Annotated in this window: 14 protein-coding genes; 9 read left to right on the top strand and 5 right to left on the bottom strand. The window is 43.2% G+C overall.

Annotated features, from left to right (window positions below; genetic code table 11):
• Nucleotides 1–11 precede the first annotated feature (11 nt).
• A complete protein-coding gene (gene bmr / locus SC79_RS06795; RefSeq protein WP_039074413.1) occupies nt 12–1,181 on the bottom strand; it encodes a multidrug efflux MFS transporter Bmr in 1,170 nt (389 codons plus the stop codon).
• A 101-nt stretch (nt 1,182–1,282) separates the two neighbouring features.
• Nucleotides 1,283–2,176 carry a YegS/Rv2252/BmrU family lipid kinase gene (locus SC79_RS06790; RefSeq protein WP_039074412.1) on the bottom strand — a complete coding sequence of 298 codons (894 nt, stop codon included), beginning with the start codon at nt 2,174–2,176 and terminating at the stop codon, nt 1,283–1,285.
• A 161-nt stretch (nt 2,177–2,337) separates the two neighbouring features.
• Here SC79_RS06790 and brxB point away from each other — a divergent pair, with 161 nt between their 5' ends.
• From brxB to SC79_RS06760, 6 genes are all read left to right on the top strand, one after another.
• Nucleotides 2,338–2,775: a bacilliredoxin BrxB gene (gene brxB / locus SC79_RS06785; RefSeq protein WP_039074411.1), complete on the top strand. Its 438-nt coding sequence runs from the start codon at nt 2,338–2,340 to the stop codon at nt 2,773–2,775.
• Between the two features lie 266 nt (nt 2,776–3,041).
• Entirely contained in the window at nt 3,042–3,809 is a 768-nt protein-coding gene (artP, locus tag SC79_RS06780) for an arginine ABC transporter substrate-binding protein ArtP (protein ID WP_039074410.1), read from the top strand.
• Between the two features lie 79 nt (nt 3,810–3,888).
• Complete coding sequence (gene artQ, locus SC79_RS06775) at nt 3,889–4,548, top strand: arginine ABC transporter permease ArtQ (protein ID WP_039074409.1); 660 nt, start codon at nt 3,889–3,891, stop codon at nt 4,546–4,548.
• The gene (artR, locus tag SC79_RS06770; protein WP_039074408.1) at nt 4,541–5,263 is read left to right on the top strand and encodes an arginine ABC transporter ATP-binding protein ArtR; all 723 of its coding nucleotides are present in this window, start codon (nt 4,541–4,543) and stop codon (nt 5,261–5,263) included. The genes artQ and artR overlap by 8 nt, the downstream gene beginning before the upstream one ends.
• 71 nt (nt 5,264–5,334) lie before the next feature.
• Nucleotides 5,335–6,303, top strand: a complete 969-nt coding sequence (locus SC79_RS06765; RefSeq protein WP_039074407.1) for an aromatic acid exporter family protein — start codon at nt 5,335–5,337, stop codon at nt 6,301–6,303.
• 51 nt (nt 6,304–6,354) lie between these two features.
• On the top strand, nt 6,355–6,885 hold the full coding sequence (locus SC79_RS06760; protein ID WP_039074406.1) for a L,D-transpeptidase: 531 nt from the start codon (nt 6,355–6,357) through the stop codon (nt 6,883–6,885).
• A 20-nt stretch (nt 6,886–6,905) separates the two neighbouring features.
• Here SC79_RS06760 and prli42 read toward each other — a convergent pair whose 3' ends face one another.
• Nucleotides 6,906–6,998: a stressosome-associated protein Prli42 gene (gene prli42 / locus SC79_RS20915; RefSeq protein WP_003226489.1), complete on the bottom strand. Its 93-nt coding sequence runs from the start codon at nt 6,996–6,998 to the stop codon at nt 6,906–6,908.
• 89 nt (nt 6,999–7,087) lie between these two features.
• Between prli42 and mce the strand changes: the two genes are divergently transcribed.
• From mce to SC79_RS06745, 3 genes are read left to right on the top strand one after another with little or no spacing between them, the layout of a single operon-like run.
• Nucleotides 7,088–7,510: a methylmalonyl-CoA epimerase gene (gene mce, locus SC79_RS06755; protein ID WP_039074405.1), complete on the top strand. Its 423-nt coding sequence runs from the start codon at nt 7,088–7,090 to the stop codon at nt 7,508–7,510.
• A complete protein-coding gene (locus SC79_RS06750) occupies nt 7,503–9,026 on the top strand; it encodes an acyl-CoA carboxylase subunit beta (RefSeq protein WP_082022604.1) in 1,524 nt (507 codons plus the stop codon). Before mce ends, SC79_RS06750 begins: the two co-directional genes overlap by 8 nt.
• Nucleotides 9,027–9,043: 17 nt before the next feature.
• Nucleotides 9,044–10,159: a tripeptidase T gene (locus SC79_RS06745; protein WP_039074403.1), complete on the top strand. Its 1,116-nt coding sequence runs from the start codon at nt 9,044–9,046 to the stop codon at nt 10,157–10,159.
• A 48-nt stretch (nt 10,160–10,207) separates the two neighbouring features.
• Here SC79_RS06745 and SC79_RS06740 read toward each other — a convergent pair whose 3' ends face one another.
• Nucleotides 10,208–10,936, bottom strand: a complete 729-nt coding sequence (locus SC79_RS06740) for a YqjF family protein (protein ID WP_039074402.1) — start codon at nt 10,934–10,936, stop codon at nt 10,208–10,210.
• Between the two features lie 1,294 nt (nt 10,937–12,230).
• Complete coding sequence (locus tag SC79_RS06730; RefSeq protein ID WP_039074400.1) at nt 12,231–13,058, bottom strand: membrane protein insertase YidC; 828 nt, start codon at nt 13,056–13,058, stop codon at nt 12,231–12,233.
• Between the last annotated feature and the right edge of the window lie 24 nt (nt 13,059–13,082).

Genomic DNA, 13,082 nt, shown 5'->3' with positions numbered 1-13,082 from the left:
TACGCTTCTGATCACGTGCTGGCTTTAATATGTGCAGGCGCTTTCCAAGCAATAGTTAGCGCAATGCCTATGGCTAAAGTTACGGTTGCAAAGTAGAATGGATAGTTTACATCAATATCGAACAGCATTCCGCCGATAATAGGCCCAAATACATTGCCGATACTTGTAAACATTGAATTCATACCGCCGGCAAATCCTTGTTCATTCCCCGCAATCTTTGACAGATAAGTCGTTACAGCCGGTCTCATGAGGTCAAATCCGACAAATACGGTGACCGTAACTAGCAGAATCGCAACATAAGAATTCACGATTGTCAGCAAGAAGACCAGACTCGTAGAGAGAATTAAGCTATACCGGATTAAATGGATTTCGCCAAACCACCTTGTAAAACGGTCAAATAAAACGACTTGCGTAATGGCGCCTACAATCGCACCCCCTGTAATCATAATGGCGATGTCGCTGGCCGTAAATCCGTATTTATGATCAACAAATAACGCAAATAACGATTCAAATGACGCTAAACCAAAAGATGAAATCAAGATAATGAGAAAAGCAATGAAATACATAGGGGCAAAAATCCGTTTATAGCCTGTTTTTTGCCCTGTTATTTCCTGATTTTCAGGATTTCGCTCCGGCTCGCGCAGTGTGAACATTGATAAAATGGCCGCCAGCAACGCAAAGGCTGCCGCAAAGAAAAAAGGCAGCCGGGAATGGATTTCCGCTAAAAATCCCCCGATGCCGGGCCCGATGATAAAGCCTGTTGAAATAGCGGCGGACATATAACCGAGCGCCTTCGGCCGTGTTTTAATGGTTGTGATATCCGCGATAAAAGCGGTGACCCCGGGCATAATAAAGGCAGCGCTGATCCCGCCAAGCATACGGGAGATAAATAACATCTCGACTGTTTTTCCGATGCCGAATAAAAATTCCGACACACTAAAGAACAACAGGCCGACTACGATCATGATTTTACGTCCGAAGCGATCAACCCATCGTCCGCCTATAGGTGAAACGATGAGCTGTGCCACGGCGAAGCAAGCAACCATATAGCCGACGGCGGTTCCTGATAAATGTAATTCATTCATAATGGTAGGCGTTACCGGAATCACAAGCCCAATCCCCAAAAATGCAATAAATAAATTGGTCAATAATATGGTTAAGGTGATATTTTGTTTTTTCATGTGACTTCCCCTTTTTCACAAGTGTATTCTCTATACTCTAAAGCCTCCTCTTAGGGGAGAGTCAACGGCTTTACAGCATCTTTCTTAACAGCGTTCGATCCTTACTCACTGCACGGGACCAGCATATCAATGTGCTGCGGCAGGACTTGAATCACAGCGGGTGTATAAGTATAGACTTCACCATCTGTATCCGCCTTTTGAGCGGTGTCTGTTTCAATTTCGATACGGGAGGCTTGGATATAGGACAGCTCTCCGGCAAACCGGTCAATTGTGCCCTGTTCCATGCTCATCAGCTCCCGCAATGCCGAGAGGTTGGTGCTGCGGCAAATGAGGATATCGAGTAAGCCATCATCTATACTGGCATCTGGCAGGGGGATTCTGTTCGTTCCAATGTATTGTCCGTTCATGACAAGCAGCATAACGGCTTCTTCTTTCATTTCTTTTCCATCAATTTTTAGTGTCATCGGAAACGGTTCGGCTGATGACACAGTTCGCAATGCACTTGTAAAATAGCTGATTTTCCCCAGTAATGCTTTAGCCGTTTCATTAATTTGTTTCGACGTTTCTGTAATCAGGCCGATCCCCCAGAAATTTAAAAAATAACGGCCGTTCAATTGACATACATCTATGCTTGTTTTTTGTCCTGATACAAGTGCTTCCGCCGCCTTACCTAGATTTTGAGGGATGCCCAGCACTCTTGAAAAGTCATTGCACGTGCCGCCGGGTAAAATTCCGACAGCGGGCTTTCTTTCTAACGCGCTAATGCTGTTAATGCATTGATGGACTGTGCCGTCCCCTCCGAGAATAAAGACGGTGTCGACAGAATCATCAATGGATTGGCAAAAATGATACGCATCATCCTTTTTCTTTGTTTGTCTAATCATCACCTCGTCTAAAGATTGTGATAAGACCGGCACCACAGCTCCTAATGCTTTTTCTATATGTTTGTTGCCTGCATTTCCGTTATGAATCAGTAACGCTTTCCGGTGGCTCATACAAAACTGCTCCTTTATTATATATATATGGTTATATCATCCCCTTTTTCTGTAAGCTGTAAACGAAAGCGAAAAAAGTGTACGGCCAAGCAATGTGATTTGCCGATAAGGATGATTCCTTGCTATCATAAGAACAGATGATGAAAAAGGAGAGGTATTCATTGAATATGGATTTTAATTTATTTATGAATGATATTGTCCGCCAAGCGAGACAAGAAATTACAGCCGCCGGATACACTGAGCTGAAAACAGCTGAAGAGGTGGACGGGGCACTTGAGAAAAAAGGAACGACGTTAGTCATGGTAAACTCTGTTTGCGGATGTGCCGGAGGAATTGCAAGACCGGCCGCATACCATTCCGTTCACTATGATAAAAGACCTGATCAGCTCGTTACCGTCTTTGCCGGACAGGATAAAGAAGCGACAGCGCGGGCGCGTGATTATTTTGAAGGATATCCGCCATCTTCTCCGTCCTTTGCGATTTTGAAAGACGGAAAAATCATGAAAATGGTCGAGCGCCATGAAATTGAAGGCCATGAGCCGATGGCAGTTGTGGCAAAGCTTCAAGAAGCCTTTGAAGAATATTGTGAAGAAGTATAAGACGAAAAACCCGGGTGCTAAGCGACTCGGGTTTTTTTATGTATAAAATCTCCCGGAGATATGAATAAATATTAAGGGGTCATTCAAATAGATTGCATAGTAAATCTATTCTCCACGAGCGATATCAGAAAGGAACCGCTGGAAAAATAAGCTTAAAGATAATTTTTAAAAATAGTATTGCATAAAAATAAGAAACTGTTTAAAATACAAATTAACGAATAAATATTCAAATTCACTAAAAGTAATGAATATGGGGGAAATGGATCATGAAAAAATGGCTCTTATTACTTGTAGCTGCCTGCATCACTTTAGCGTTATCCGCTTGCGGTTCAAGCAATTCAGGTTCAGAAGGCGGCAAGAAAAAATTAGTGATGGGTACTTCGGCGGATTACAAACCGTTTGAATATAAAGAAGGCGATCAAGTTGTCGGCTTTGATGTAGATTTGGCAAAAGCGCTGGCGAAGAAGACGGGCTACGAAATTGAAGTGCAGGATATGGACTTCAACAGCTTAATCACAGCATTGAAATCAAAACAGGTGGATCTGGTTCTGTCAGGAATGACACCGACGCCTGATCGAAAAAAACAAGTTGATTTTTCCGATGTGTACTACACAGCGAACCATATGATTGTCAGCAAAAAAGACAGCGGCATTCAATCTCTGAAAGACCTGAAAGGAAAAACAGTCGGTGTTCAGCTGGGCTCCATCCAGGAAGAGAAGGGGAAAGAGCTTTCTCCGGAATATGGTTTTAAAACAGAAGACCGCAACAGAATTTCTGACTTGGTGCAGGAAATCAAATCTGACCGCTTTGATGCCGCCATTATCGAAGACATTGTGGCAGAAGGGTATTTCAAGTCAAATGACGATCTGCAAGGCTTCGTCATTCCTGATGCGAAAGCGGAGGAAGCCGGTTCAGCGATGGCTTTCAGAAAGGACAGTGAACTGACAGACAAATTCAATAAAGCGCTCAAGGAAATGGAAGATAACGGGGAGCTTGAAAAATTGAAGAAAAAATGGTTCACTGGTGAAAAGTAAGAAAAGCGGCTCAACTTTTTCGTTGAGCCTTTTTATTGAATAGGAAATCTTTTTTCCGTAAGAAAAGGAGACAAAGACTATGAATTTGGATTTTTCAGCAACGATCCCCCAAATTCCTTTTATACTAGAAGGCTTGGCAGTCACTTTGAAAATTGTCATCGTATCTGCCATTATCGGACTTATACTCGGTATTGTGCTAAGCTTATGCAAGATCAGCACGTTCCGCCCGCTGGTCTGGATCGCTGATTTTTATACATCAGTGTTCCGCGGCACGCCTTTAGTGCTGCAGCTTATGATTGTCTATTTCGGGCTTCCCCAGCTGCTCGGTTTTCAAATTGACCAGTTTTGGGCTGCGGTTGTGGCATTGTCATTGAATTCCGCCGCTTATGTATCGGAAATTATCAGAGCCGGAATCAACGCCATTGATAAAGGCCAAAGAGAAGCTGCTGTCGCACTGGGGGTTCCGTATAGCAAAATGATGAAGGACCTCCTGTTGCCGCAGGCTTTTAAAAATATATCACCTGCTATTTTGAATGAACTAATTACATTAACAAAAGAATCGGCGATCGTCACTGTTATCGGGCTTGGTGATGTCATGAGACGCGCATATCAAGCTGGCGCGGCTACTTACAATTACCTTGAGCCGCTCATTATCGCCGGTTTGATTTATTATGTGCTTGTCCTGATTTTAACGTTTATCGGCAAGGCTGTAGAAAGGAAGCTGACATCCAATGATTAAGGTTGAAAAGCTGTCAAAATCATTTGGGAAACTTGAAGTACTAAAAGACATTTCAACAACAATCTCTGAAGGGGAGGTTGTTGCCGTTATCGGTCCATCAGGCTCAGGGAAATCAACGTTCCTTCGCTGTTTAAACCTGTTGGAAAAGCCAAACGGCGGAACCATTACCATTAAAGACAAGGAGATCACGAAGCCGAAAACCAACACATTAAAGGTCCGGGAAAACATCGGGATGGTTTTTCAGCATTTTCATCTCTTTCCGCACAAAACGGTTCTCGAAAATATTATGTACGCGCCTGTCAATGTCAAAAAAGAATCAAAACAGGCTGCACAGCAAAAAGCCGAAGAGCTGCTCCGCAAAGTCGGTTTGTTTGAAAAGCGAAATGATTATCCAAACCGTTTGTCTGGCGGGCAAAAACAGCGTGTCGCCATCGCCCGGGCCCTTGCGATGAATCCGGACATCATGCTGTTTGATGAACCGACCTCTGCACTTGATCCGGAGATGGTCAAAGAAGTGCTACAGGTGATGAAAGAGCTGGTTGAAACCGGCATGACCATGGTGATTGTCACGCATGAAATGGGCTTCGCAAAAGAAGTGGCAGACCGCGTGCTGTTTATGGATCAAGGAATGATTGTCGAAGACGGCAATCCAAAAGAATTTTTTCTATCGCCAAACTCCAAAAGAGCGCAGGACTTTTTAGAAAAAATATTATAGAATATAAAAAAAGAAGAAGGCTGATCGCTTCTTCTTTTTTATTGAAGAAACAAATAGAAATGGAGTCCGACATGTTTAAAATTGGTTACCGCACAATAAAGACCGCGCTTGGAACAGCTTTGGCTATTTATATAAGCCAGCTTTTGCATTTGCAAAACTTCGCTTCAGCAGGAATCATCACCATTTTGTGCATTCAAATCACACAAAAACGGTCACTTCAGGCATCGTGGGCCCGCTTTGCGGCATGCTGTCTGGCAATTCTCTTTTCGTATCTCTTTTTTGAGCTGATTGGCTATCACCCGTTTGTGATCGGAGCGCTTCTCTTGATATTCATCCCGATAACCGTCCTGTTAAAAATTAATGAGGGTATCGTCACAAGTTCGGTTATTATTCTTCATCTATATATGTCCGGCGGCATAACACTTTCCTTCATTTGGAATGAGGTTCAATTGATTACGGTTGGGATCGGCGTCGCTCTTTTGATGAACTTGTATATGCCAAGCCTTGACCGAAAACTGATTGCCTATCGCAAAAAGATAGAGGATAACTTTGCCGTCATTTTCGCGGAAATAGAGCGGTATTTGTTAACTGGTGAGCAAGATTGGACTGGAAAAGAAATTCCAGAAACACACCAGCTCATTACGGAAGCGAAAAACCTGGCATACCGAGATGTGCAAAACCACATTTTGCGCTACGAAAATCAGCATTATCATTATTTTAAAATGAGAGAAAAGCAATTTGAAATTATTGAACGCCTTCTTCCTAAAGTGACTTCTATCTCCATTACGGTGGATCAGGGAAAAATGATCGCAGCATTTATTCACGATTTGCGGGAAGCGATACACCCGGGAAATACGGCGTATAAATTTCTGAAAAGACTTGCTGACATGAGAAAAGAATTTGAGGAGATGCCCCTTCCGGCGACAAGAGAGGAATTTGAAGCGAGAGCCGCTCTCTTCCATCTTCTCGGGGAAATGGAACAATACTTAGTGATTAAAAGTTATTTTAAAGGAATAAAAGCGCAAAAATCACTCGCATGATTCGCATGAGCTCTTCCTTCATTGGTCAACCTAATGAAAAAGGAGGGGCTTATGCGTTTTTTTTTATGGTCGATTTTAGTGATGATATCTCCGATTTGGCCGCTCGGCGAAAATCCGCTGCCGGGTGATCCATATGTCATTGTCAACAAGAGAACAAACGAACTTGCTGTCATCCTCGACAACCATGTAGAAAGCGTGTACAGCGTGGCGACCGGAAAAACAGACGATTTAACGCCTGAAGGAGAATTTTCGATAACGGTAAAAGCGGCGAATCCTTACTACAGAAAGAACAATATTGAAGGGGGGTCTCCTGACAACCCGCTTGGGGCAAGATGGATTGGATTTGACGCGAAAGGGACAGACGGGAGGATTTACGGAATTCATGGGACAAACCGGGAAGAATCAGTTGGAAAATTTGTGTCCAACGGCTGCATACGTATGCATAACGACGAGGTCGTTCATTTGTTTCAAACGATACCGGTGGGTACGAGAGTGTTGATTACGGACGACTCCCGCTCTTTTGAAGAGATTGCCATTGAGCATAAAGCTCTGATAAAAAAGCAGGATGTTCCTATTCAATAAGGCTGCCTGCTTTTTTATCATTATAAAAACATGACGATTCCTGAGAGTACAGTTGAAAGAATAAATACTCCCAAAATCACGATCAAAACGCTTTTCATCAGTTTTTGAGACATGATTTCACTCCTTAGACAATCTGTCTATATTTTATCGTGTTTTGAGTGGGCGGACAAGTGATACCTATTGGCGGAAAGCAGGGATGAAAATGAACAGGCTTGACCATATTGGGATAGCCGTTTTTTCGATAGAAGAAGCGCGGCACTTTTACGAAGAAGTATTGGGGCTTGCGTTTCTTCATCAAGAAACGGTGGAAGAGCAAAAGGTGAATGTTGCTTTTTTTCAAGCGGGAAGCATCAAGCTGGAACTGATTGAGCCGCTGACATCTGACAGCCCCGTCCGTTTCTTTTTGGAGAAGAAAGGACAGGGGCTGCATCATGTTGCGTTTTTGTGCACGAGTTTATCTGACCGGCTTCAAGCATTGTCTGACCGGCAAGTTCAATTGATCGACAGGTATCCAAGACAGGGCGCGAACGGGAAAAAGATTGCGTTTCTTTCTCCGCGGGAAACAAACGGCGTGCTTGTAGAGCTTTGCGAGCCGAAGGGAGGCCAAACTGATGAACATGAATGAGCATATTGATGATCTATACACGAGGCGCAGGCAGGCGGCACAAGGCGGAGGAGATGAAAAGCTTGCCCGGCAGCGGCAAAAGGGAAAGCTCACCGCTCGGGAAAGGATTGCGTTTCTGCTTGATCAAGACAGCTTTATCGAATTGCATCCCTTTATGGAAAGTCAAGTGTTAACAAGAGAACAGCGTATGTTAGGGGATGGAGTCGTAACAGGGTACGGCACAATTGCCGGCCGGTCTATATATGTATTTGCGCAAGACTTTACAGTGTTCGGCGGGGCGCTTGGCGAAATTCATGCCAAAAAAATCTGCGCACTGATGGATCTGGCGGCAAAAAATAAGGCGCCGATTATCGGGCTGAATGACTCAGGTGGTGCGAGAATTCAAGAGGGTGTGGTATCATTAGATGGATACGGTCACATATTTTACCGAAATGTCTTATATTCCGGAGTCATTCCGCAAATCTCGGTTATATTAGGGCCGTGCGCTGGAGGCGCTGTATACTCTCCGGCACTCACTGATTTTATCTTTATGGCTGAACACACCGGCCAGATGTTTATAACCGGGCCGAAGGTGATTGAAAAAGTGACAGGAGAACAGGTTGATGCGGAGAGCTTAGGCGGAGCGGGAATACATAATGCCGTCAGCGGAAACGCCCACTTTTCCGGACATACGGAGAAGGAGGTTTTGACAGGGGTGAAAAAACTGCTGTCTTATTTGCCGCTGAAAGGCCAGACAACAGTGCCGCTGCCTGAGAAAGATGCCTTAAGGCCACTATTAAACCGTCTCGTGCCCGCTGACACGACAAAGCCGTATGATGTGCGGACGGTGATGAAAGAGCTGGCAGATCCGCAGTCTTTTTTTGAGATTCAGCCGTTCTTTGCGAAAAACATTGTCATCGGGTTTGCAAGGCTGGGGGAAAAAACAATCGGCATCGTTGCCAGCCAGCCGAAGCATCTGGCGGGAAGCCTGACGATTGATGCTGCTGATAAAGCGGCAAGGTTCATCCGTTTTTGTGATGCATTTGATATCCCGCTGCTAACTGTCGAGGATGTTCCGGGATTTCTGCCCGGTGTTCAGCAGGAGCATAACGGAATTATCCGGCACGGAGCAAAGTTATTGTTTGCCTATGCAGAAGCGACCGTCCCAAAAGTCACGCTCATTATTAGAAAAGCGTACGGCGGCGCCTATGTGGCCATGAACAGTAAAGCGATCGGAGCGGATCTTGTGTTTGCATGGCCGAATGCTGAAATCGCAGTGATGGGGCCAGAAGGCGCGGCATCGATTTTGTATGAAAAAGAGATAAAAGCTTCAGCCGACCCGCAAAAGACAAAACGCGAAAAAACAGCTGAATACAGAAAGCAAAACGCCGGCCCATACAAAGCGGCGGCCTGCGGAATGGTCGATGACATCATTTTGCCGGAAGAATCTAGAAAAAAGCTGATTCAAGCTTTTCACATGCTTGCACATAAGACAGAAGAGAGACCGAAAAAAAAGCACGGTAACATACCGCTTTGACATGGAGGGACTTACAAATGGTGAATGAAAAACGCCTGCTGGAAGAATTTTTAGAACTTGTCCAAATTGACTCAGAAACAAAACATGAAGCAGAAATCTGCAAAGTGCTGAAACAAAAATTTTCTGATTTAGGTGTGGACGTTAAAGAAGACGATACAATGGATATCACTGGCCATGGAGCCGGCAACCTGATTTGCACATTAAAAGGGACAAAACAAACAGATACGATCTACTTTACATCCCATATGGACACAGTTGTACCAGGAAACGGCGTAAAACCGGTTGTAGAGAACGGTTATGTCAAAACAGACGGCACGACGATTTTAGGCGCTGATGATAAAGCGGGGCTGGCTGCCATGTTTGAAGCGATTAAAGTGCTGAAAGAAGAAAACATGGAGCATGGCACGATTGAATTCATCATCACAGTAGGCGAGGAGTCAGGCCTGATCGGTGCGAAGGCGCTTGACCGTTCTATGATCACGGCATCCTACGGCTATGCCCTTGACTCAGACGGAAAAGTCGGAAATATCATTGTGGCCGCGCCGACACAGGCGAAGGTAAGAGCGGCCATTTTCGGAAAAACCGCACACGCCGGGGTTGAGCCTGAAAAAGGCATTTCAGCGATTACAATCGCTAGCAAAGCCATTTCGAAAATGCCATTGGGCCGCATCGATGAAGAAACAACAGCAAACATCGGCCGGTTTGAAGGCGGCACACAAACTAACATTGTGTGCGACGAAGTCCATATTCTAGCTGAAGCACGTTCTTTAGTTCCTGAGAAGATGGAAGCTCAGGTTCAAAAAATGAAAGCTGCTTTTGAAGAAGCCGCTGCTGATATGGGCGGACGCGCAGAAGTCGAAATTGAAGTCATGTATCCAGGCTTCAAATATCAAGACGGTGACCAAGTGGTTGAAATCGCGAAAAAAGCGGCAGCTAACATCGGACGTCCGAGCGATCTGCAAACGAGCGGCGGCGGAAGTGACGCGAACGTGATTGCAGGTCACGGCATCCCGACGGTCAACCTTGCTGTCGGTTATGAGCAGATTCATACAAAGAATGAAAAAATGCCGATCGAAGAACTTGTAAAAACGGCGGAAATGGTTGTTGCCATTATTGAAGAAGCGGCGAAATAATGTTAAAAAACCCGAGTGCGGTTCGTTCGCATCGGGTTTTTCTTGTTTTCAGCGCCATTGCCTGAGCGGCCAAAATAACACGTCCTGCTTTTTAGCGTAATGAAGCAATGGATCTGACGCTGGCAATGTGATGTTGTGGGCTTCAGCCACCGTATTGATGGAAAACGCGGCCTCGGCATGTTGCAGCAGCCAAGGATGATGATGAATGTCTTCGTAAAAGAGCTTGTTTCGATAAGTGGTGTAGAGTCTGTATCGTTCCGTCAGCCAATAATCGAGTGAATCCTTTTCCGCTGTAAAAGGGGCAGAAATGGGCCGGTATGCGGCGCGGAATGCTGCTTTTCCGTCGTCTCTCCGCTTGCTGACATAGTCAATGCCATCACCATTTTTTTCAGCTTTCATATCCGCGTAAAAATAGGGCAAATGAAAGAACGTGCGAGCGCCCAGGACCGCCAGCCCATGATCAGCATCTAAGCTGAAAAAGTAAATGCCGGGTTTGCCTTTATACGTGACATAGGTGCGGAGGTTAAGCTCAGGAAATGCACGCGCACCGGGAATGGGAGGAAGGTAACGCGCCCTTAGGTTCGTGAGCATAAAGGGAAGCATGCTGATCCAAGCTTGTCTGTTATATGTATCTAATTCTAAAACTGGCGGTACTAAAGCGCGAAGGATAGAAACATCAACAGCCCAGTGGGCAAATAAGACATCATTCCATGTTTGTCTCATGATCCAGCTTCCCTCGGGCACAGATATATTTTTTTGCTGAAAGCGTTCCGTCACGTATCTCCTCCTTTCAGTTGGATGTGAGTAAAGGTATTCCCGATTTCTTACTTTTTAAACGAAGCTGATTTCTTTTCTTAGAGAAAACACAAGTAGAAACATCATTTCTAGAAAACAAAAAAACGTAACTGGTAGTTATAATTATGAAAAACAGTATTTTACATTAATTGAACATTTTTATATTGATTATAACAGTATTTGAATAATATTTTGATTAGGGCTATATTCTTATTTTTTAAAAAAATAGAATTTCTTGTTGTAAGGAAAGGTTGTGCATGGTAATTTTATGTAGTCACCTAGATATATCCATTTAAGTATTTTTTATAATTTAAAGGAGGGAATTTGAATTTGAAGAAATTTGTGATTACTGTATCACATTATGCCTTTTCAAAAGCAACTTTGGTATGACACAAAGTTATTTACTATATATTATTTAATGGCTACCAAAAAAATAAGTGAGGGATAATTTATGGCAGTACTCTTACAAAATATTGACTATATTATAACTTTCTTTTTAGCTATATTTTTCATATTTAAATTAATTCAAGAAATAAAAAACAAAAAAAGACTTTCTTTATCAATCGTTTTCTTGCTAATCAGTATATATTTTCTAATAAAAGTTTTCTTTATCATCAACATACTTATTGGGTAGTTCACAGGAACTTTAATAATTATAGAATTAACTCCTTCTAAAGCACTTAAAAAAGAATGCAGCTTCCAAGTTTAAGATAATCCAAAGAGGTTGTTGAGTTTAGACAGAAGAAGTCTTTTCTTATAAAGAATCTCATGCTCTTTATTCATTAAAAGTTAAAAATGAAGGTGTTCGGCTAATGCTGTATGCTGACACACATTTTTTCGTGTTATACATATTGTAATAATTTATAAATTAATGAGATGTGAGAGAAACCCTTTGTCACTGAATAGAGGGCTTTTCTCAAATCTCTTTTTTATTATTTCTTGATTGATTACTAGATATAATTCATTTTCCTTTTGCTTACTTTATTCTTAATAAAAATTGTCAATTGCCACATGAGTCTGATCTGTCCTTTTAGTATATCTGATTCTACATTTTGCAAAGTATTATACATATATAATGATATGACAACTCCTCAATCGTGGTTGATTCTGCTCCATTTTTTGGACATTGACGAGGCTTAGCACAGTTGATTTGTTGACTTCTTTTATATACGTTTTTTAGATTTTTTTATAAAAATGCCCCTTTAAGTAAGTAGGACTCTGCTTCTCCGGTCCACTTACTTAAAGGGGCTAATATCAACAAATATGGAACTGCTATTTATTTCACCGGCTCAGTAAGAGTGGCGGCTTTTTTGGTTTTATGGTGTGTCATCTGAAGGACAACGTTTTGCACGGTCAAAAACAGCCCGCTAGTGAACCAGTACAGCGGAAGGGCTGCCGGAACGTTAAGCGAGAAAATCGTCATCATCACAGGGAAGATGAACACCATCAGTTTGGCTGATTGCTGCGCTGCCGGATTTTGCGGGACAGCCGAATATTTCGCGCTCAGTTTTTGAGCGACATAAGCCTGGACAAAGTACATAACACCCGCACTAAGTGACACGAGAATGTCAGATTGTCCTAAACTGAACCATAAAAACGAGTGTGACGCGATTTCAGGTGTAGAGCGAATCGCGTAATAAAACCCGATCAAAATCGGAAATTGAATCAGCATCGGGAGACATCCCATCGCAAGCGGATTGATATTGTGCGCCTGATACAGCTTCATCATGTCCGTTTGCAGTTCTTTTTGCTTTTCGGAGTCCTTCGTCTTTTTCAGTTTAGCCTGAATGCTGTCAACCTGAGGTTTAATAACGGCCATTTTCTCTTGGAACAAACGCTGTTTTTTAAACTGATTGACAAACAAAGGAAGCACAATAACACGTACAATGATGGTGACGAGAATAATTGAAAGTCCGTATTCTCCGTGAAACAGCCCGGCAACCCCTTTAAGCAGAGCGGAAAACGGTTCGATTAAATAGTCGTGGAAAAAACCGACGTTGCTGAGGCCCCCCACCTGATTCGTCGCCGCAAACGCCGCATTTCCCGAGCACAATACGATCAAAAAGATGCCTACTGCCAAAAGTTTTTGATATGTTTTTACCAATTTGTTCTCCTCCTTTTTATAAAT

Source organism: Bacillus sp. MSP13, assembly GCF_000815295.1.
GTDB classification, from domain to species: domain Bacteria; phylum Bacillota; class Bacilli; order Bacillales; family Bacillaceae; genus Bacillus; species Bacillus vallismortis.
The sequence above is the reverse complement of the archived record's forward strand: the minus strand, read 5'-3'. Positions and strand labels throughout refer to the sequence as shown.